At 62.2% G+C, this 18,865-nt stretch carries 18 protein-coding genes, 1 tRNA gene and 1 riboswitch; of the genes, 8 read left to right on the plus strand and 11 right to left on the minus strand.

Annotation, left to right across the window (positions count from 1 at the left end):
- Positions 1-29: 29 nt before the first annotated feature.
- Positions 30-1,985 carry a sigma-54-dependent Fis family transcriptional regulator gene (locus A6D6_RS09125; protein WP_159660539.1) on the minus strand — a complete coding sequence of 652 codons (1,956 nt, stop codon included), beginning with the start codon at positions 1,983-1,985 and terminating at the stop codon, positions 30-32.
- Between the two features lie 350 nt (positions 1,986-2,335).
- Between A6D6_RS09125 and A6D6_RS09130 the strand changes: the two genes are divergently transcribed.
- A complete protein-coding gene (locus A6D6_RS09130) occupies positions 2,336-4,135 on the plus strand; it encodes a flavin-containing monooxygenase (RefSeq protein ID WP_159660540.1) in 1,800 nt (599 codons plus the stop codon).
- 76 nt (positions 4,136-4,211) lie between these two features.
- Positions 4,212-4,988: an SDR family NAD(P)-dependent oxidoreductase gene (locus A6D6_RS09135; RefSeq protein ID WP_159660541.1), complete on the plus strand. Its 777-nt coding sequence runs from the start codon at positions 4,212-4,214 to the stop codon at positions 4,986-4,988.
- Between the two features lie 208 nt (positions 4,989-5,196).
- Here A6D6_RS09135 and uca read toward each other — a convergent pair whose 3' ends face one another.
- From uca to A6D6_RS09180, 9 genes are all read right to left on the minus strand, one after another.
- Positions 5,197-8,787, minus strand: coding sequence for an urea carboxylase (gene uca, locus A6D6_RS09140; RefSeq protein WP_159660542.1), 3,591 nt, complete (start codon positions 8,785-8,787; stop codon positions 5,197-5,199).
- 83 nt (positions 8,788-8,870) lie between these two features.
- Positions 8,871-9,509, minus strand: coding sequence for an urea amidolyase associated protein UAAP2 (locus A6D6_RS09145; protein WP_133490351.1), 639 nt, complete (start codon positions 9,507-9,509; stop codon positions 8,871-8,873).
- Between the two features lie 9 nt (positions 9,510-9,518).
- Positions 9,519-10,235 carry an urea amidolyase associated protein UAAP1 gene (locus A6D6_RS09150; protein ID WP_159660543.1) on the minus strand — a complete coding sequence of 239 codons (717 nt, stop codon included), beginning with the start codon at positions 10,233-10,235 and terminating at the stop codon, positions 9,519-9,521.
- A gap of 37 nt (positions 10,236-10,272) precedes the next feature.
- Positions 10,273-11,055 carry an ABC transporter ATP-binding protein gene (locus tag A6D6_RS09155; RefSeq protein WP_159660544.1) on the minus strand — a complete coding sequence of 261 codons (783 nt, stop codon included), beginning with the start codon at positions 11,053-11,055 and terminating at the stop codon, positions 10,273-10,275.
- A gap of 19 nt (positions 11,056-11,074) precedes the next feature.
- On the minus strand, positions 11,075-11,890 hold the full coding sequence (locus tag A6D6_RS09160) for an ABC transporter permease (protein WP_159660545.1): 816 nt from the start codon (positions 11,888-11,890) through the stop codon (positions 11,075-11,077).
- A 39-nt stretch (positions 11,891-11,929) separates the two neighbouring features.
- Positions 11,930-12,970, minus strand: coding sequence for a putative urea ABC transporter substrate-binding protein (locus A6D6_RS09165; RefSeq protein ID WP_133490355.1), 1,041 nt, complete (start codon positions 12,968-12,970; stop codon positions 11,930-11,932).
- Between the two features lie 54 nt (positions 12,971-13,024).
- A riboswitch (guanidine-I (ykkC/yxkD leader) is annotated at positions 13,025-13,124 on the minus strand.
- A gap of 197 nt (positions 13,125-13,321) precedes the next feature.
- Positions 13,322-14,092: a dienelactone hydrolase family protein gene (locus A6D6_RS09170; RefSeq protein ID WP_133490356.1), complete on the minus strand. Its 771-nt coding sequence runs from the start codon at positions 14,090-14,092 to the stop codon at positions 13,322-13,324.
- Entirely contained in the window at positions 14,089-14,436 is a 348-nt protein-coding gene (locus tag A6D6_RS09175) for a hypothetical protein (RefSeq protein ID WP_133490357.1), read from the minus strand. The genes A6D6_RS09170 and A6D6_RS09175 overlap by 4 nt, the downstream gene beginning before the upstream one ends.
- A gap of 96 nt (positions 14,437-14,532) precedes the next feature.
- Positions 14,533-14,961, minus strand: a complete 429-nt coding sequence (locus tag A6D6_RS09180) for a hypothetical protein (RefSeq protein WP_133490358.1) — start codon at positions 14,959-14,961, stop codon at positions 14,533-14,535.
- Positions 14,962-15,062: 101 nt separating this feature from the next.
- Between A6D6_RS09180 and A6D6_RS09185 the strand changes: the two genes are divergently transcribed.
- From A6D6_RS09185 to A6D6_RS09205, 5 genes are read left to right on the plus strand one after another with little or no spacing between them, the layout of a single operon-like run.
- On the plus strand, positions 15,063-15,380 hold the full coding sequence (locus A6D6_RS09185; RefSeq protein WP_133490359.1) for a GIY-YIG nuclease family protein: 318 nt from the start codon (positions 15,063-15,065) through the stop codon (positions 15,378-15,380).
- Positions 15,377-15,967: a LemA family protein gene (locus tag A6D6_RS09190; protein WP_133490360.1), complete on the plus strand. Its 591-nt coding sequence runs from the start codon at positions 15,377-15,379 to the stop codon at positions 15,965-15,967. Before A6D6_RS09185 ends, A6D6_RS09190 begins: the two co-directional genes overlap by 4 nt.
- Positions 15,967-16,698, plus strand: a complete 732-nt coding sequence (locus tag A6D6_RS09195) for a TPM domain-containing protein (protein ID WP_236564052.1) — start codon at positions 15,967-15,969, stop codon at positions 16,696-16,698. The genes A6D6_RS09190 and A6D6_RS09195 overlap by 1 nt, the downstream gene beginning before the upstream one ends.
- The gene (locus tag A6D6_RS09200; RefSeq protein WP_022995328.1) at positions 16,685-17,296 is read left to right on the plus strand and encodes a TPM domain-containing protein; all 612 of its coding nucleotides are present in this window, start codon (positions 16,685-16,687) and stop codon (positions 17,294-17,296) included. Before A6D6_RS09195 ends, A6D6_RS09200 begins: the two co-directional genes overlap by 14 nt.
- Before the next feature lie 39 nt (positions 17,297-17,335).
- On the plus strand, positions 17,336-17,641 hold the full coding sequence (locus tag A6D6_RS09205; RefSeq protein ID WP_159660546.1) for a hypothetical protein: 306 nt from the start codon (positions 17,336-17,338) through the stop codon (positions 17,639-17,641).
- A gap of 461 nt (positions 17,642-18,102) precedes the next feature.
- Here the strand turns inward: A6D6_RS09205 and A6D6_RS09210 are convergent.
- Positions 18,103-18,179 (minus strand) — tRNA-Met (locus A6D6_RS09210).
- Positions 18,180-18,385: 206 nt separating this feature from the next.
- Here A6D6_RS09210 and iscR point away from each other — a divergent pair.
- Positions 18,386-18,859: a Fe-S cluster assembly transcriptional regulator IscR gene (gene iscR, locus A6D6_RS09215; protein WP_022995330.1), complete on the plus strand. Its 474-nt coding sequence runs from the start codon at positions 18,386-18,388 to the stop codon at positions 18,857-18,859.
- The last annotated feature ends 6 nt before the right edge of the window (positions 18,860-18,865 follow it).

Genomic DNA, 18,865 nt, shown 5'->3' on the forward strand with positions numbered 1-18,865 from the left:
CGGCGTCCGGCGTCCGGCGTCCGACGGCTCTAACTATCCCTTTGATTCGGCGGCGTCAGCCCGTGCTTGCGCATACGACGGTAGACGGTGGGACGGGATACGCCCAGTTCCCGGGCCACCGCGCTGATCATCCAGTGGTGGCGTTTCAGGATCGACAGCAGGCCGGCGCGTTGCGGGTCGCCATCGTCGTCATTCTCCGTGGTGGCCGGCGTGGTGCCGGGGCCGATCACCTGGGCCAGACATTCTTCCGGCAGATCGTTCACCGTGATCTGTTCGCCATCACAAGTGGCCTCGGCGAAATTCAGGGCGTTCACCAATTGGCGGATATTGCCGGGCCACGGGCAGGCCAGCAACGCGCTCATGGCGTCCGCGCGTAACTGCAGCCGCGGTTGCCCGACGGCGCGGGCCAGCTCACTCATCACCGACACGATCACATGCTGTTTATCCGCCCGCTCCCTGAGCGCCGGCAGCCTTAGCGTGGCGCCGTTGAGCCGGTAGTAAAGATCCTCGCGAAAAGAGCCGTCGGCGATCAATCTGGCCGGATCCCGGTGCGTGGCGGCGATCACCCGGCAGTCCACCGATATCGGCCGTTCCGAGCCCAGCGGCAGCACTTCCCCCTCCGCCAATACCCTTAGCAGCCGGGTCTGTAACGTCAATGGCATGTCGCCAATTTCGTCCAGAAACAGGGTGCCGCCGTGGGCTTGCTGGATCAGGCCGCGCATGCCCTTGGCCCGGGCGCCAGTGAAGGTGCCGGGACTGTAGCCGAATAATTCGCTTTCGATCAGGGATTCAGGAATGGCGGCGCAGTTCACCGCCACGAACGGTTTGTGCCGGCGCGGCCCGGCGTCATGAATGGCCCGTGCCAGCACTTCCTTGCCGGTGCCGGTTTCCCCCAGGATCAACAGGCTCACGTCCCGTTGCCGCAGACGCTTGGCCAGCTTCAGAGTGCGGCGCATGGCGGGATCGTCGGCGGCAAGGCGGTCCAGTTCCGGCACCGGTTCTTCCGGCATCAGTGGCTGCGGCGCGGCCGGCCGGGTGGGGCGGCGTGGCTCGATCAGGCTGCCGAACAGGGTACTGCCCAGGGCCTGCACCCGGAAGGCACGAACCTGATCCTCGCAGGCATAGGGAATCGACCAGATATCCCGAGCATCACAGTCAAACAGCTCCGGCAGGGTGACCTCGCCATCGTCCGTGCGGGTCCGGGCCAGCAACTGCCGGCCAACGCCGTTGGCGGCCAGCACCCGGCCATCACCGTCAAGCGCGAACAGATACTGGCCGTTGACCTGCACCAGCTCCCGCGAGGTGTCGCAGCGGAACACCGTATGGTTGCGGTAATGGCGCAGGAAGTAGGCGTCCTCGATCATGCGCGCGTACAGGCGGATCAAATGCAAGGCGAAGTTCTGGCTGTCCCGTGTCGGCGCGGAATCCAGAGCGGAGATATCCAGCACCGCCAGCAGACGTCCCTGAGGATCGGTGATCGGAGCCGAGGTGCAGGTGAGGCCGATGTGGGTGGCATCGAAATGGTCCTGGCGATGGCAGGTGAGCGCCTCGCCTTCGCGGATGCAGGTGCCCACGGCGCAGGTGCCGGCGTGGTGCTCGTTCCAGTCGGCGCCAAGATAGAGCCCGGCCTGGCGCAGCCTCTGGTCGTGCCGGCGGTCACCAAGGAACTGCACGGTAATGCCGCGCTGATCGGTGAGCAGCAGCACATAACCGAGCCGGGCGATCTGGCCGTACAACTGCTCGACCCCGGCCCGTGCCACATTGAGAAACTCGTCGGCGCTTTCCTGATGTTCCCGCAGGGTTTGATGGGTAACGATGCGGGCCGGCCGGGGCCGCGCCGGGTCCAGGCCGTATTCTTCGATACAGCGTTTCCAGGAGCGGGCGATCATGACGTCGCCGGGGGACACGGTGGGACGGTAACCGCCTCCCGCGTATCGCAGGATGTCGTCGATGTGGCGACGTTGTTGCGCGTGCAGGCTGCTCATTCTCGGGCCTCCGCGGTGGATTGTTGTTCTGCTTTTTGCCTGGGATTCAGACTAGCTCCGCGCTCCCGGCGGCTCCATCCGACTTGAGTACTAAATACACCCCGGGAGCTTTACACCTGTAACGACGGGCGTTGCGCGCCGTTACGTTTGTGATGGCGTCAGGCCTCCGTTCAAGGACCGCTGCCCGAGGCAAAATTCTTATTTAAATCAAGGCCCTGAAACCGATTAACGGCCCATGGGGAAGATTGGCACGGCTCCTGCTCTTGTCCCCGCATCCGTGCCGGCGTTCGCATCGACCGCGACGCCGGTGATGGAACACAAACAACAACAACGCATGCGAGGAGCACATCATGAGCACGACAAATACGCCGAACCGTCAAGTGGAACACTGGCTTGGTGAATGGGAGCGGACGCTGAGCGGTGATGATCCCGTCGCCGCCGCCGGGCTGTTCGAACAGAACGGTTACTGGCGCGATCTGGTTTCCTTCACCTGGAATATCAAAACCGTGGAGGGACACGCCGCGCTGCGCGACATGATCGGCGCCACCATCGCCAACACCCGGCCTTCCGACTGGTGCCTGGCCGGCGATGCCCGTGAGGAGAACGGTGTGGTGGAGGCCTGGATCACATTCCAGACCGCGGTGGGACGAGGCCATGGCCACTTGCGTCTGCGTGACGGCAAGGCCTGGACTCTGCTGACCACGCTAAAGGAACTGCGGGACTATCCGGAGCAACGTAACGCCCTGCGGCCCAAAGGTGCGCGTCACGGCGTGTTCAAGAACCGTAAAAGCTGGCTGGAGGAGCGCCGCGAGGAGGAAGCGGAGCTGGGTTACAGCCGTCAGCCTTATTGTGTGATTATCGGCGGCGGCCAGGGCGGTATCGGTCTGGCGGCGCGCCTGCGGCAATTGAATGTCCCCACCATCGTGGTGGAAAAGAACCCGCGCCCTGGCGATTCCTGGCGCAACCGCTACAAATCCCTGTGTCTGCACGATCCGGTCTGGTATGACCACATGCCGTACCTGCCGTTTCCCGATCACTGGCCGGTGTTTTCGCCCAAGGACAAAATCGGCGACTGGCTGGAGATGTACACCCGGATCATGGAGATCAACTACTGGGGGTCCACTGAATGCACCGGTGCCCGTTATGACGAACAGGCCGGTGAATGGGTGGTGGACGTGAATCGCGATGGTGAGCGCGTCACCTTGCGGCCACGACAGCTGGTGCTGGCCACCGGTATGTCCGGTATGCCGAACGTGCCGGAAATTCCGGGCATGGAAGACTTCCAGGGTGAGCAGCATCACTCCAGCAAGCACCCGGGTGGCGAAGCCTATGCCGGCAAGAAATGCGTGGTGCTGGGTGCCAACAACTCGGCCCATGATATCTGCGCGGCACTGTGGGAGCATGGCGCCGACGTCACCATGGTACAGCGTTCCTCCACCCACGTGATCAAATCGGAAACGTTGATGGATCTGGTATTGGGGCCGCTGTATTCCGAGGAAGCGGTGAACAACGGTATCACCACGGAAATGGCGGACATGACCTTCGCTTCCATTCCCTACAAGGTGATGCCTCAGTTTCACGTCCCGGTGTATGAGCAGGTGGCGGAAAAGGACGCGGATTTCTACCGCCGCCTGCGCGAGGCCGGTTTCATGCTGGACTTCGGCGATGACGGTTCCGGCCTGTTCATGAAATACCTGCGCCGTGGTTCCGGCTACTACATTGATGTAGGCGCCTGCGAACTGGTGGCCAACGGCGATATCAAGTTGAAAAGCGGTGTCGGTATCGAACGTATCAACGCGCATTCGGTGACGCTGACCGACGGTTCCGAGCTGCCGGCGGATCTGATCGTCTACGCCACCGGCTACGGTTCCATGAACGGCTGGGCGGCGCGCATTATTTCCCAGGACGTGGCGGACAAAGTGGGTAAGTGCTGGGGCATGGGCTCGGACACCACCAAGGACCCGGGGCCCTGGGAAGGCGAACTGCGCAATATGTGGAAGCCCACCCGGCAGCCGTCGCTCTGGTTCCATGGCGGCAATCTGCACCAGTCCCGATTCTACTCCCAGTTCCTGGCGCTGCAGTTGAAAGCGCGGATGGAAGGTCTGGACACGCCGGTGTATGGGCAGCAGGAAGTGCATCATCTGGCTTGATTGATGTGCGTCAGCAGCGGGCGGGCCGGTCCCGCCTATGCTGAATCCCGGGATTCATTGAACAGGAACAGCGATCATGGAACTGAAAGGAAAAGTGGCTCTGGTCACCGGCGGTGGCCGGGGTATCGGACAGGGGATTGCCCTGGCGTTGGCCGGAGCCGGAGCGGATGTGGCGGTGGCGGATCTGGATCTGGCCATCGCCGAGGAAACCGCCGCCAAGGTAGAGGCCACGGGGCGGCGTAGCCTGGCGATCTCCGTCAACGTGGCGCAGCCGGATTCGGTGCGTGCCATGGTGGAAAAGGTGGAGGCGGAGCTGGGCGACCTGGATATCGCCGTCAATAACGCCGGTATTATCAGTATTCAGTCCATCGAGGAACTCACCGCCGAGGACTTCGACCGTATCATGGCGGTGAACGCCAAGGGGGTTTTCCTCTGCACCCAGGCCGCGGTGCGGGTGATGCGGCCGCGACGCTGGGGGCGCATCATCAACGTGGCCTCCATCGCCGGCAAGATCGGCTTCCCGGATCTGTCCCATTACACCGCGTCCAAATTCGCGGTGATCGGATTCACCAACGCGGTGGCCAAGGAAGTGGCTTTGGACGGCATCACCGTGAATGCGTTGTGCCCGGGTATCGTCGGTACCGGCATGTGGCGTGGCGAGGACGGCCTGGCCGGGCGCTGGCGTGAAGAAGGGGAAAGCGAAGAGGCATCCTGGGCCCGCCACCAGAAAACGCTGTTGCCCCAGGGCGTGGCGCAAACCCCGGAAGACATGGGGCAACTGGCGGTGTACCTGGCCTGCGCCGAACACGTCACCGGCCAGGCCATCGCCGTGGATGGGGGCTGCACGCTCTAGTTTTTTGTTAGCGGGACATCGCGGTCCATGGGCCGCTGTTGCCCCCATTCGCAGATGCGCCTACACGTAACACGCCGAGGCGCCGATTCGCGAGCAAGCTCGCTTCCCACAGCGGCTTCGTTGCTTCCACCGTGGGAAGCTGGCTCGCCAGCGAATACGGTGTGAATTCTTATGCCCAGCGCCAACCGGCTGGGCACAGTCGATCCGATTAGCCCAGCACCATGATGGCCTGACCGGCATTGATCTGCTGGCCCTCCTGACGGGCGATACGCAGCACCTTGCCGTGCTCCGGCGCGGTCACCTCGATCTCCATTTTCATCGATTCCAGAATCGCCACCACCTGGCCGGCTTCCACGCTGTCGCCCTCGGCGACGTTGAGCTGCCAGATGTTGCCGGCGGTGGGGGATTCCACCGGAATGCCTTCCGGCAGGCCATTGCCGTCATCGCCGTCCAGATGCTGCTGCGACTCGAAATGAATCTGGCCGCTTTCCACCCAGCGTTGCAGTTCCTCGTCGAAAGCCTGGTTGCGTTGCTCGGTGAAGGTACCGATGCTGTCTTCATTACGCCGCAGAAAGTCCTGATAAGCGTTGAGGCTGAAGGTGGTTTCTTCCACCTTGAGCGGGTAGTCGCCTTTGGGAAAGTCCCGGCGGATTTGTTGCAGTTCGTCGGCGCTGACTTCGTAGAAACGAATCTGATCGAAGAACCGTAGCAGCCAGGGTTTGGTGAAGGCCTCGGTGGTGCGATAGCGATTCCACATTTGCAGAGTGCGGCCGACGAATTGATAGCCACCCGGCCCCTCCATGCCATACACACATAAATAGGAACCGCCGATGCCGACGGAATTTTCCGCGGTCCAGGTGCGTGCCGGATTGTATTTGGTGGTCACCAGACGGTGACGGGGATCGTAAGGTGTGGCCACCGGGGCGCCCAGGTACACATCGCCCAACCCCATCACCACATAACTGGCCTCGAACAGAATCCGCTTGACCTCGTCGATGCTGTCCAGGCCATTGATGCGGCGGATGAATTCGATGTTGCTCGGGCACCAGGGCGCGTCCTTGCGCACCGATTGCATGTATTTCCGGATCGCCAGCCGGCAGGCCTCGTCGTCCCAGCTCAGTGGCAGGTGAACGATACGTGACGGCACTTGCAAATCATCCTGTTGCTGCAAGGACAGTTCTGCTTCCTTCAATAGCGTTAACAGGGTGTTGCGCGGCAGCTGCCGTGGATCGAAATGAATCTGCAGGGAACGAATGCCGGGAGTCAGCTCCAGCACGCCGTCAATCCGCTGCTGCTCCAGCCACCGCATCAGGGCGTGAGCCCGGAAACGCAGGCGCAAATCCAGTTCCAGTGGACCGTATTCCACCAGCACATAACGGTCACCGGCGGCTCGGTAGACTACCTCCACACCGGCTTCCTCCTCCGGCAGGCGGTCCAGTACCGGGGTGATCACAGGGGCGGACTTCACCACCAGTTCGGGTGCGTTCAGGTGTTGCAGACAGCGGTCCTGTTCTTCACACAGACGGTCGGCGTCTTCCAGGGAGACCGGTTGAAAGCGGACTTTATCCCCGGCTTTCAGTTGTCCCAGTTTCCACAGGTCGGCTTTGATCACCGTGGCGGGACAGACAAAGCCACCGAGCGACGGACCATCCGGGCCCAGAATCACCGGCATATCGCCGGTGAAATCAATGGTACCCACCGCATAGGCGTTATCGTGGATGTTGGAAGGGTGCATGCCGGCCTCGCCGCCGTCGCTGCGGGCCCATTCCGGTTTCGGCCCCACCAGTCGTATGCCGGTGCGGCTGGAGTTGTAATGGACCTGCCAATCGCTGCTGAAGAAGGTGGCGACGTCGTTGTCGGTGAAGAAGTCCGGTGCGCCATGGGGACCGTAGATGACTCGCAATGTCCAGGTATCGCGCAGCTTCGGCTTCAGCGCGGGTGGCACCTCGATGGCTTGCGGGACCGCGCCGTGCGGGCTCAGATGCAACACATCGCCGGTGCGCAGAGCACGGCCGCCGTGGCCGCCAAACTGACCCAGCGTAAAAGTGCTGCGTGAGCCCAGGTAGGGTTCGCATTGAATGCCGCCAGCCACGGCCAGGTAAGCGCGGGCACCGGTGCCGTTGACCTTGCCCAGCTTCAGCGTCTGGCCGGCGATCACCGTCACCGCCTGGTAGCGGGGCACGGACTCGCCGTCGAGCGTGGCGCCCATATCCGCGCCGGTCAGCGCGATCCGGGTGTCGCGGTTGAAGCGCAGGGTCGGGCCATTGAGCGTGCATTCCAGGCCGGCCGCATTCTCGTCGTTGCCCAGCAACCGGTTACCGAGGCGGAAACTGAGGCTGTCGAACGGGCCGGACGGCGGCACGCCCACCGGCCAGTAGCCGCCGCGCCCGGGATAATCCTGGACGGTGGTCAGGGTACCGCCGGCAAGGACATCCAGGGTATCGGGTTGGTAGCGGAAGTCGTTCAGATAGCGAGTGGTCATGCGGCCTTGCCGGAACGCCGGGTCGGCGAGGATCGCCAGCACATACTCGCGGTTGGTTTCGATGCCTTCCACCAGAGTGTCGCCGAGCGCTTGCTCCAGGGCAGCCAGAGCGCGCTCGCGATCATCCTCGTGAACGATGACCTTGGCCAGCATCGGGTCGTACAGTGGGGATACGGTCAGTCCCGCTTCGATCCAATGGTCCAGCCGCAGCCGTTGGCCGTCCGCTTCAGGAAAACGCACGGTGGTCAGCAGACCAGCACTGGGCTGGAAATCCTTGTTCGGATCCTCCGCATAGAGACGCACCTGGATCGAATGACCGCGCGGCGTGAGATCGCTGGTCAGGTGTTCCAGCGGCGGCAGTTCGCCGGCGGCCAGCCGCACCATCCAGGACACCAGGTCGACACCGTAAACCTGCTCGGTGACGCCGTGCTCCACCTGCAGACGGGTATTCACCTCCAGGAAGTAAAAGCGGTTGGTATCCTGGTCGAGAATGAATTCCACGGTCCCGGCGTTGCGGTAATGCACCGCCGCCATCAGACGCCGTGCGGTGTCGTGCAAAGTGCGCCGAACCGCTTCGGGAAGATTGGGCGCCGGGGTTTCCTCCACCACTTTTTGATGGCGGCGCTGGGCGGAGCAGTCACGCTCGCCGAGCGTCACCGCGTGGCCTTTTCCATCGCCGAACACCTGCACTTCGATGTGGCGGGCGCGCTCAATGTATTTTTCCAGGAACACGCCGTCGTTGGAGAAGTTGTTGGCGCTGAGCCGGCGTACCGTGTCCCAGGCTTTGCGCAGCGATTCGGCATCGTGGCAAATCTGCATGCCGATACCACCGCCGCCGGCCGTGCTTTTCAACATCACCGGATAGCCGATGCCGGTGGCGGCGGCCAGCGCCTGTTCCGGATCGGTCAGCAGACCGGTGCCCGGCAGCAGCGGCACCTGATTGTCTTCCGCCAGCTGGCGGGCGGTGTGTTTGAGGCCGAAGTCCCGCATCTGTTCCGGGGTGGGGCCGATAAAGGCGATGCCTTGGGCTTCGCAACGCTCGACGAAATCCGGGTTCTCACTGAGAAAACCATAGCCGGGATGCACCGCGTCCACCTGACGCTCGGCCATCAATGCCAGTAGTTTGTCCTGGTCCAGATAGGTACTGGCGGCGCTGCCTTCCCCCAGATAATACGCTTCGTCGGCCAGGCTCACGTGGCGGGAATCGGCGTCCGCGTCGGCGTAGACCGCGACGCTGGTGACGCCCAGGGTTTTCAGGGTACGGATGATTCGGGTGGCGATGGCGCCACGGTTGGCGATCAGTACCTTCTTGAACATGATGTCGGCTCTGCGGCGATGGCGGGTCGTCCCGCCGTAAGCGTCCGGCTTCCGGGGTCGTCCCCGGCGCCTTATTCCGATAGTCAGTGCCAGATCAGTACTTCGATGGGCGTGGGGTTGTAGCCGTTGCACGGGTTATTGAGCTGAGGGCAGTTGGAAATCAGCACGGTGATGTCCATCAATGCCTTCATTTCCACGTACTTGCCTGGCGCGGAAATGCCATCGGCGAAGGTCAGCCCGCCGTCGGCGGTTACTGGTACGTTCATGAAAAAATTGATGTTGTGGGTGATGTCGCGCTTACTCAGTCCGTATTCCTCATTTTCGTTAACGGCCCGCATCCAGCTGTCCCGGCAGGCGTGCATGCAGCGTTTTTCCAGCGCGTAACGCACGGTGTTGCTTTCCGTGGCGCAGGCGCCGCCGAGGGTATCGTGGCGGCCGCAGGTGTCAGCGGTGATTTCCAGCATCGGCCGGTTGCGGTTGGAACGCAGCACGGTGCCGGCGGTGAGGAAGACGTTGCCCTGTTCGCGGAGGGTGTCCATGGCGCTGTAGCGCTCGGCGGTGTCCTTGGCATTGAAAAACAGCGTGTCCGCCGCCTGGTTGCCTTCCAGATCGAGGATGCGCAGGGTCTCGCCTTCCTTCAGCACTTTAAGAAAGTAATCGCCGGCGGGGACGGTGTCGCGGAAATGAGCATCGGCGGGCTTCAACTGACTTTCCCGAATCATGATGGTCTCCTAAAGGCCCAGGTGATAGAGGCGGTTGTTTTCGAAAGCGCGGGCGTTTTCCGGACGGAAATTAAGGCAGTAGTCGTCCTGTTCCACCGGTGCCGCGCTGAGCATTTCCACTTGCACGGGTTTGCGCGGGTAGTCGCAAGCGGGGTTGAGCGGGTGCGGGCAGGTGTGCATCACCACCAGCGTGTCCATTTCGAAACGCAGGGTGATTTGCGCGCCGGCGCGGGCGGCGCCGGCGTCGAAACGCAGCTGTCCGTTGTCGTCGGTCGTGACTTTGCTGAACAGATTGAGATTGGCGGCCAGGTCCCGTTCGCCCAGGCCGTACTTGGCCAGTTCGGTGAGGAAGCTGGCGTGGCCGCTCAGGGTCCAGTCGTTGCGGTATTGCTGGTAGGAGTGCTCGCCGTACTTTTCCCGCAGACGGGTCTCGTCCAGATTGCCGCACACGGTGTCGTGCCAGCCGAAACTGTCCTCGACGATGGAGGCGAACACCCGGCCCATGTCGGAGTAGAGACAATTACCGCGGGTCAGTTTGAAGGTGTGCTGACCCTTGAGGGTGTCCGGAGCGTTGTAACGCTCCAGTTTTTCTTCCGGGTTGTAGAACAGCATGCCGACGTTGGCGCCGCCTTCCAGGTCGGTGAGACGCAGGGCCGTGCCCCGGCGCAGACGAAACGACCAGTGCGCGCCGCCGGGCATGGTGTAGTGGTACAGCGGTTCGGTCATGAAAGTCTCCTTGTACGTTTCCAAATCAAAACGGGCGCTAGGCCATGGTGCGGGCGGTGGCGTCCGCCTGCGCCTGAATGGCGGTGAGCGTGCCCTTGTCACAATCTCCCACCGGCAGGTCGTAGGTGATGCGCGCGCCGTAGGCGCCAGGGGCTTGCGGGTCCAGGCGGGTCTTGTCGAACACCCACAGCCGGGTACCGAGATAAAAGCCTTCGGCGAGATCGTGGGTGACCATGAAGATGGTCAGGCCCTGTTGCCGCCACAGATCCAGCACCAGGTGATGCATGTCGCGGCGGATGCCGGGATCGAGCGCGCCGAAGGGTTCGTCCAGCAGCAAAATGCGCGGCCGTTTCATCAATGCCTGGGCGATGGCCAGACGCTGTTGCATGCCACCGGACAGCTCGTGGGGAAACTTGCCGGCGGCCTGGGTCAGCCCCACGGATTCCAGCATGGCCATGGCGGCGTCCTTCAAGGCTTTGCGTTTGCCGCCAAAGGCGCGGCCACTGAGTTTGTGGCGGTGCAACTCGTCGGCCAGCATGACGTTCTCCAGCGCGCTCAGATGCGGCAGCACCGAATAACGTTGGAACACGATGCCGCGGGTCTCGTCCGGCTGATCCGGGATCGGCGCGCCGTCCAGCAGCAGCTCCCCCCGGCTGGGCGATTCGGTGCCGAGCAGCATCTTCAGAAAGGTGGTTTTGCCGCAGCCGGAGGCGCCCACAAGAGTGACGAATTCGCCTTCCTGCACTTCCGCGTCGAGGCGCTCCAGCACCACTTGGTCGCCGTACTCTTTCCACAGATTGTTCATTTCGATGATAGCCATGGGCTTCTCCTCGCTTTGCTCAGTGGCTGCCGTGGAACCAGGGGTAACGCCAGCGGGAATAGCGGGCCAGCAGGAAGTCGATGGCGAACGCCAGCAGGGTGATCCAGAGTACGTAGGGCAGGATCACGTCCATGGACAGGTAGCGGCGTACCAGGAAGATGCGATAACCCAGCCCTTCGGTGGCGGCGATGGCTTCGGCGGCGATCAGGAACAGCCACGCCGAGCCCAATGACAAGCGCACGGCACTGATCAGACGCGGCATGATCTGCGGCCACACCAGGCGCAGGATGATCTGCCAGGTGTTGGCGCCGAGCGTCTGCATCTTGATCACCTGCTCGGCTGGGATCTCCCGGGCTCTTTGCTGCAAGTCGCGAATCAGAAAAGGCGTAATACCGATGATGATCAGCATCACCTTGGCCAGTTCGCCGAGCCCGAACAGAATGAACAGGATCGGCAGGATCGCCATCGGCGGCACCAGCGACAGCCCGGTGATCAGCGGAGACAGGCCCGCGCGGGCATAGGGCAGGGTGCCGGTGACAATGCCGAAGATCAGCCCCATCAAGGCGCTGATGCCGACGCCGATGGTCAGACGGGTGAGACTGGCCAGGGTATCCGCCCACAACAGGTATTCACCGCTGCGCTTGCTGGGCTCGAATGCCATGCGCTGAATGGCGTCGCCCATGGCGCTGAACGACGGCAGCAGCTTGTCGTTGGGGTTGGCTTCCAGGCGGGCATCGGAAGCCAGCAGGTACACCACCAGCAGCAGGGCGAAGGGCAGCAGCCCCAGCGCCCAGGTGGCGACCGGTCCGGGGTGCCGGTTGATCAACTTCTTCATGGCGACTCCTGTGGGCGGTGACGAAGCGCGGGGGCGCGGTTACAGCTCACCCTCGGCGGCCATGGTCATATAGGTCGGGTCGAAGCGCAGTTTGACGTTGCCGCTGTTGCCGTAGACGCCGGCGGGGGTTTCCACGCCAACGAAACCGGCATCCGGAGCGCCTTCGCCGAGCAGACCGTGGTCAAAGGAGAATTCCGCCACTTTCTGCATGGTCTCCTTCAACGCCGGGCTGTTGGTGAAGGCCACCGCGTCTTCGGCCTGGTCGAACAGGCGGGTGGCGTCGAGCTGCGTTTGCAGACCGTCCAGGTCGGTGGCGGCGATATTGGCCAGATGCTGACGGAAGCCGCTGTCATCCAGGTGCCCCATGATTTCGTACCAGGCGCCGGTGAGTGCCTTGCCCAGGGCGGGGTTGGCTTTGAGGGTCTCGGTGTTCACCACCATCAGATCGATGATCTCGCCGGGAATGCGGGATGAATCGAACACCAGGTTGGCCTCGGGGGATTCCTTAATGGTGCCCAGCAACGGATTCCAGGTGGCCAGGGCGGTCACGTCGGGGGTATTGAAGGCGGACACCAGATCGGCGTCGGCGGTATTGACCACGGTGATATCGCGCTCGCTGAGCCCGACGCTGTCCAGTGCCCGGGCCAGTAGATAGTGGGACACGGACAGTTCCACCAGATTGACGCGGCGGCCGTTGATGGCCTCGAGCGTGTCGGCGTCTTTTAACACGATGCCATCGTTGCCGTTGGAGAAGTCCCCAACGATGAGGGCGGTGCTGTCGACACCGCCGGCGGCGGGAATGGTCAGGGCGTCCATGTTGGTCATGGTGCAGCCGTCGAACTGGCCGGCGGTGTACTGGTTGATGGACTCGACGTAATCGTTGATCTGAACCACATCGATATCAATGTCGTACTTGTCCGCCCACTTATCGACGATGCCTTCGGCGGCGCCGTAGTCCCACGGCAACCAGCCCACGTAGATGGACCAGCAAACCTTGAAGCTGTCCCGGGCCTGGGCCGGTGAAGTCAGTGTCAGCGCGAGCAGGGCGGTGGTGCAGACGGTGGTGAGCAAACGGGTCATGTCGGACCTCCTGGGTTACGGACGAAGAGGAATCCAATGACAGGTGTCATCGTGTCCTCCCGGGCTTTTGTCCCGCCGTGTAACCTTCAGCGAAGGTCGACTGCTCTCGGACCAGGCATCGGCGGTGCCGATCGGAACCCTAGCGGTCTATTGGAAGCAAATTGTCGAGTGTGGATGGCCACCGGCCATTCGATTCCTCATGCCGGTATACCAGCAAGAGCGGTGCCAAATCGGTGCAGGCCAGGGATTGCGGGGGATCGTGGGAAAAAAAACGGTGCGGAGGGCTTGCGGATGGGCCGGGCATGGCGCTGGTTTGGTGCGCCATGCCCGAAGGTGGTGCATTCAGGGGCGTCAGGGAGTGCTATCGAGAAACTCCGTCAGGGCCCGCCAACTCTCGCGGTCGGCTTCGGCGTCGTAGGCCAGGGGCATGTCGAAACGCTGACCAAACTGGTCCGCCTCGGGATTGGTGAAGCCGTGTTTGGCGTCGGGGAAGCTGAGCAACTGGTATTCCGCGCCGGCGTTGTTCAATTCCTCCACCAGTGCCGAGACCTGCTCCGGTGGCACCATGGGGTCGGCTTGCCCGGTGGCCACCAGAATGCGCGCCTTGATGTCGCCGGGGCCGGCCGGATTCTGTGTCGCCAGGGTGCCATGGAAACTGGCCACGCCGGCCAGATCATTGCCTTTGCGGGCCTGCTCCAGCACCACGCCGCCGCCGAAACAGTAGCCCACCGCGTAAACCCGCTGATCATCCACGTACTGCATTTTGCGCAGCAGCGTCTTGGCGGCGTTGAAGCGGGCGGTCATCTTTTCCGGGTCGGCCAGCGCCTGCTCCATGAACGCCTTGGCGTCCTTGGGGTGCTGCGCCACTTTTTCGTTGTACATGTCCACGGCCAGCGCCACATAACCTTCCGCGGCCAGTTGCCGGCTCCGGTTGCGGATGTAGTTGTTCAGGCCCCACCATTCGTGGACCACGATGACCCCGGCGGTGAGCCGTTCCTGATCCTCGTCCATGTACAGCACGCCAGTGCCGACGCCACCGGGAAGGTTCACTTTCTGTTCAATGATGTCGGCCTGGGCCAGGGAACCGAGCAGCAGCAGGCTCAGTGCGATCAGGCGGGTCATGAGTTCTCCTTGTCCGGGGTGTCGGCGGTGGTGGCGTCTTCCCAGACCCAGCGTAAAGGCTCACCGAAGTCGTCATGGATCAGCCGGCGGCGCGGCGCGGCGGATCGGGCGCGGCGGACCTTGGGCTTATGCTTGCGGGCGTCGATGGTGGCGGCCAGCCGTGACAAATCGGTGCGTTGAGGCTTGGGGGTGTGACTGAACGGGGATAACGGCCGGGCACCGTGAGAAGGCTCTCCGCTGGTGCCGGGCGGCACGCGCTGGATACTCCCGCCCCGGGACAGAAAACGCTCCATATCCCGGCGCAGTCGCTCGCGCTGCTGTTCCTTGGTGGTACGCACTTTCATGGGGAAGGCGAATCATCGGCGTGGACGACCTTCAAAGATAGCAGCGCGGCGACGGGAAGGCCACCGACGAAGATCGCTGGTGGCGCATTTTCCGGGTTAAAGCGCGGTTCGCGGGCGTTTGGGAATAGTGGTGCTGTCCTCGGCGCCACTGTTGCCGGTGCTGCCACCGGCACGTAGGGGGTGACAGTTTTCAATCACCACCTGACCCTCCAGCAGATTGCCACGGGAGTATTCACGGAAAATGCAGCGGTTGGTTTCCGGGTCGTAATTCTCGATCCACAGGTTATCGCCTTTCCAGGTGGCGGCGATGTGCTGCTGCCCCGCCGGTACGCTCAGTGTCATGGTGCCGCCCAGCCGCTTGACGAAGATCTGCTCAAGCCAGAAGTAATACAACACGGTGCCCGCCAGCCACACCAGCACCGCCAGAATCACCGCCGGCTTCCACTTGCCCATGCGGGCGCCGACCAGGAACAGGCTGAGAAAAATCAGGATCGCAACCAGGACCCAATAGAGGTAAGTAATCATGCGTGTCTCCGCAAATCCTTGTATTGTAGTGTCGCCGCCTTCGCTGGCGGAGCCGGATATGTTTTGATGATAGCAACTGTCGACGCGGGAGATGTAAAACCATGCAACAGTGGTGGGTTTATATACTGCGCTGCGTGGACGGTTCACTGTATACCGGTGTCACCACGGATGTGGAGCGCCGTCGCCGGGAACACAATGAAGGCCCCCGTGGTGCCCGTTATACCCGGGCACGGCGGCCAGTGACCCTGGTTTGGCGGGCGGCGGTGGCGGATCGCGCCAGCGCCTGCCGGCTCGAAGCCCGCATCAAGGCGCAGCCGCGCACCGTCAAGGAGCGGTTGCTGGCCATGGGCCAAGGCAATACAAATGACGTTCAGAGCGTTCTGGACGTCCTCGGTTTGGATACGGAGACCCCGCAATGAAGCATTGGCGTTTTGTCCTGTTGCTGTCGATTCTGTTCGGCGTTACCGGCTGTGGCATCAATAACATTCCCACCTATGATGAGCAGGTGAAGGCGGCCTGGGGACAGGTGGAGAACCAGTATCAGCGGCGCGCGGATCTGGTGCCCAACCTGGTCAGTACGGTACGGGGCTACATGGAACACGAGCGGGATGTGCTGGTGGAGGTCACCGAAGCCCGCGCTAAGGTCGGTTCCATTCAGGCCGATGAAAGTCTGATCAACGACCCGCAGAAGCTGCAGCAGTTCGAGGCGGCGCAGCAGCAACTCGGTTCTGCTTTGCAGCGCCTGATGGTGGTGGTGGAGCGCTATCCGGATCTCAAGGCCAACCAGAACTTCCTGGCCTTGCAATCGCAGTTGGAAGGCACCGAGAACCGCATCGCCGTGGCGCGCCGGGACTACATCACCGCGGTGCAGCAGTACAACACCGAGATACGCACCTTCCCGGGGCGGATCTGGCACGGCATCCTTTACAGCGACATGGAAGTGCGTCCTTCCTTCGAAGCCACCACGGAAGGGGCGGAACAAGCGCCCCAGGTTAACTTCAACTGATGCGACTACTGCTCTGCACTCTGCTGATGCTGGTGCTGCCCACGGCCTGGGCGGCGCCGGAATTCCCCGCTCTGACCGGCCGTGTGGTGGATAATGCCGGCCTGCTTTCTTCCCAACAGGCACGGGCACTGGAGCAGCGCCTGGCCGAGGCCGAGAGCCGCACCTCCAACCAGGTCGTCGTGGTGACCCTGCCGGATCTGCAGGGCTACGCCATCGCGGACTACGGTTATCAGTTGGGCCGGGCCTGGGGGATCGGTCAGGCCGAACATGACAACGGCGCCTTGCTGATTATCGCTCCCAAGGAACGCAAGATTCGCATCGAGGTGGGCTATGGACTCGAAGGTGTGCTCACCGATGCGTTGTCCCACGCCATTATTCAGAACGAAATCCAGCCCGCGTTCCGTCAAGGGGACTACTTCACCGGGATCGAACAGGGGGCAACGGCCATTCTTGCCGCCATCGACGGCGAGTACACCGCCCCGGCGAAAAAAGCCAGTAAAGGCAGCAGTCTCCAGGCGCTGATCTATCTGATCGTGCTGGTGGTGCTGACCATGCTGCTGACCTTCGGCGGTGGCGGGCGTGGCGGTGGGCGTCGCGGTCGGGGACTGTTGGCACCCATCGCCATCGGCGGGATGGGGGGCTTCGGCGGCGGAGGCGGCGGCGGTTTTGCGGTGGAGGCGGCGGCTTTGGGGGCGGTGGCGCCTCGGGAGGCTGGTGATGTTATTGAATGAAGAAAACCAAAACCGGGTGTCCCGCGCCATTGCCGCGGTGGAAAAGGACACCGACGCTGAACTGGTGACAGTGCTGGCCCGGCAGGCCGACAACTATCGCTATATTCCGATGATGTGGGCCGCGCTGCTGTCCCTGCTGGTGCCACTGATCCTCGCCTTCACGCCGATCTGGCTGGCTCCGCTGGAAGTGCTGCTGGCACAGTGGACCACCCTGGTGGTGCTGGCGCTGGTGTTCCGCTGGCCTCCGCTGATGATGCGGCTGGTACCCGCCTCGGTGAAACAGCGCCGCGCCGCGGACCTGGCCCGGCGGGTGTTTCTGGATCAGGGGCTGCACCACACCAAGGGCGGTACCGGCGTCTTGATCTTCGTCTGCGAAGCGGAGCACTACGTGGAAATCCTGGCGGACCAGGGTATTGCCCGCCACGTGCCCAACGAACGCTGGCAGTCCATCGTCGATACCTTCACGGCTCACGTGAAGGCCAGGGATACCCTGAATGGCTTCCTGGAATGCGTGGCCAGCTGTGGCGATGAGTTGATCACCCACGTGCCGGCCACCGAGCAGAAGAATGAACTGCCCAATCATTTGATTGTGCTGTAAGAAACGTGTTGTAAGAAAAAGGCGCCGTAGGGAGGGGACATGGAGAGCGTGGAACTCGTATTCGAAATGACCACCTGGGATTACATCACCATGGTGTTCTGGTGGCTGTTTCCGTTGCTGTTCAGCGTGGGCTATACCTTTGCGTTCCGGCGGCGCCTGTATCTCCACCTTCAGTTTGCCGTACTGGCCACTGTATGCGGGTACACCGGCTATGCGGGTATCCCGTTTGTCTGGGGGCAGTCCGGTCCGGTGGTCAATGCGCTCTCCACCTGGTGGGTCATCTGCTGCCCCTTCGTGCTACACCTGATCCGGGCCTTCCGGGTCCCGGGCAAGGCTCGCGGTTAGACGGAACTGGGTTTCTTGTACTCATATACGAGTAAAAATAGCCTTTAATCTCGTTTCTTACTCATATATGAGTAAAGCTCCCTTCATGGTGCTCCATCTGAGTGCGTGCGCGTTAAGAGGCGAGTCCGGACCGTCAGAAACAAAAAAGGCTGCTCGATTGAGCAGCCTTTCCTGGATATTGGTAGCAAGGGGCGGACTTGAACGGGCAGGCCGCCTGCGTCGACCCCAGCCCAGAAAAAGCAGGGTCGGCCCCTGGATCAGAACCTTGGCCCGCCTGAAACAAAAAAGGCTGCTCAACTGAGCAGCCTTTCCTGGATGTTTGGTAGCAAGGGGCGGACTTGAACGGGCAGGCCGCCTGCGTCGACCCCAGCCCAGAAAAAGCAGGGTCGGCCCCTGGATCAGAACCTTGGCCCGCCTGAAACAAAAAAGGCTGCTCAACTGAGCAGCCTTCCCTGGATATTTGGTAGCAAGGGGCGGACTTGAACCGCCGACCCCAGCATTATGAGTGCTGTGCTCTAACCAGCTGAGCTACCTTGCCATGTTTCAAGGCCGCGAATTGTCCGTGAGCTCCGGGGCGCTGTCAAGAACGAGGAAGTCGATCCGGGCCATTTCGGGAACCAACCGTCTATTTCTTGTTCAGACCTTTTTACATGAGAACGGTTATCAATTATTCTTCGATAATACTTGACTGATTTGGTTGGTCTTTATAGTCTGACTTCCTATTCACGTACCAAAGGTGTGGGTATGCGTTTAACCACCAAAGGCCGATACGCGGTGACCGCGATGCTGGATCTGGCTCTTCATGCGGATGAAGGTCCGGTATCCCTGGCGGATATCTCCGAGCGCCAGGGAATTTCCATTTCCTATCTGGAGCAGCTGTTCGCCAAGTTGCGGCGGCGGCATCTGGTCAGCAGTGTGCGCGGCCCAGGCGGTGGCTACAGGCTGAGCCGGGACAGCGACGATATTGATGTGGCCTCGGTGATCGCCGCCGTGGACGAGTCCGTGGATGCCACCCGTTGTGGCGGCAATGGTGACTGCCAGGATGGCCACATTTGTCTGACGCACCACCTCTGGTGTGATCTGTCGGATCAGATCCAGGATTTCCTGTCGCACATCACCCTGGGCGAACTGGTCTCCCGCAATGAAGTACGGCAGGTGGCGGAACGCCAGAAGATCACGCAAAGCCAACTGAACCGGGTGCCGGTCAGCACGCTTTGATCCCTC

It is taken from the genome of Alcanivorax xiamenensis (assembly GCF_009846745.1).
In the GTDB taxonomy this organism is placed as follows: domain Bacteria; phylum Pseudomonadota; class Gammaproteobacteria; order Pseudomonadales; family Alcanivoracaceae; genus Alloalcanivorax; species Alloalcanivorax xiamenensis.

Excerpts from the sequence above, each read along its gene's own strand:
- A6D6_RS09125 (WP_159660539.1), bottom strand. The coding sequence starts at position 1,985 with ATGAGCAGCCTGCACGCGCAACAACGTCGCCACATCGACGACATCCTG.
- A6D6_RS09130 (WP_159660540.1), top strand. The coding sequence starts at position 2,336 with ATGAGCACGACAAATACGCCGAACCGTCAAGTGGAACACTGGCTTGGT.
- A6D6_RS09135 (WP_159660541.1), top strand. The coding sequence starts at position 4,212 with ATGGAACTGAAAGGAAAAGTGGCTCTGGTCACCGGCGGTGGCCGGGGT.
- uca (WP_159660542.1), bottom strand. The coding sequence starts at position 8,787 with ATGTTCAAGAAGGTACTGATCGCCAACCGTGGCGCCATCGCCACCCGA.
- A6D6_RS09145 (WP_133490351.1), bottom strand. The coding sequence starts at position 9,509 with ATGATTCGGGAAAGTCAGTTGAAGCCCGCCGATGCTCATTTCCGCGAC.
- A6D6_RS09150 (WP_159660543.1), bottom strand. The coding sequence starts at position 10,235 with ATGACCGAACCGCTGTACCACTACACCATGCCCGGCGGCGCGCACTGG.
- A6D6_RS09155 (WP_159660544.1), bottom strand. The coding sequence starts at position 11,055 with ATGGCTATCATCGAAATGAACAATCTGTGGAAAGAGTACGGCGACCAA.
- A6D6_RS09160 (WP_159660545.1), bottom strand. The coding sequence starts at position 11,890 with ATGAAGAAGTTGATCAACCGGCACCCCGGACCGGTCGCCACCTGGGCG.
- A6D6_RS09165 (WP_133490355.1), bottom strand. The coding sequence starts at position 12,970 with ATGACCCGTTTGCTCACCACCGTCTGCACCACCGCCCTGCTCGCGCTG.
- A6D6_RS09170 (WP_133490356.1), bottom strand. The coding sequence starts at position 14,092 with ATGACCCGCCTGATCGCACTGAGCCTGCTGCTGCTCGGTTCCCTGGCC.
- A6D6_RS09175 (WP_133490357.1), bottom strand. The coding sequence starts at position 14,436 with ATGAAAGTGCGTACCACCAAGGAACAGCAGCGCGAGCGACTGCGCCGG.
- A6D6_RS09180 (WP_133490358.1), bottom strand. The coding sequence starts at position 14,961 with ATGATTACTTACCTCTATTGGGTCCTGGTTGCGATCCTGATTTTTCTC.
- A6D6_RS09185 (WP_133490359.1), top strand. The coding sequence starts at position 15,063 with ATGCAACAGTGGTGGGTTTATATACTGCGCTGCGTGGACGGTTCACTG.
- A6D6_RS09190 (WP_133490360.1), top strand. The coding sequence starts at position 15,377 with ATGAAGCATTGGCGTTTTGTCCTGTTGCTGTCGATTCTGTTCGGCGTT.
- A6D6_RS09195 (WP_236564052.1), top strand. The coding sequence starts at position 15,967 with ATGCGACTACTGCTCTGCACTCTGCTGATGCTGGTGCTGCCCACGGCC.
- A6D6_RS09200 (WP_022995328.1), top strand. The coding sequence starts at position 16,685 with ATGTTATTGAATGAAGAAAACCAAAACCGGGTGTCCCGCGCCATTGCC.
- A6D6_RS09205 (WP_159660546.1), top strand. The coding sequence starts at position 17,336 with ATGGAGAGCGTGGAACTCGTATTCGAAATGACCACCTGGGATTACATC.
- iscR (WP_022995330.1), top strand. The coding sequence starts at position 18,386 with ATGCGTTTAACCACCAAAGGCCGATACGCGGTGACCGCGATGCTGGAT.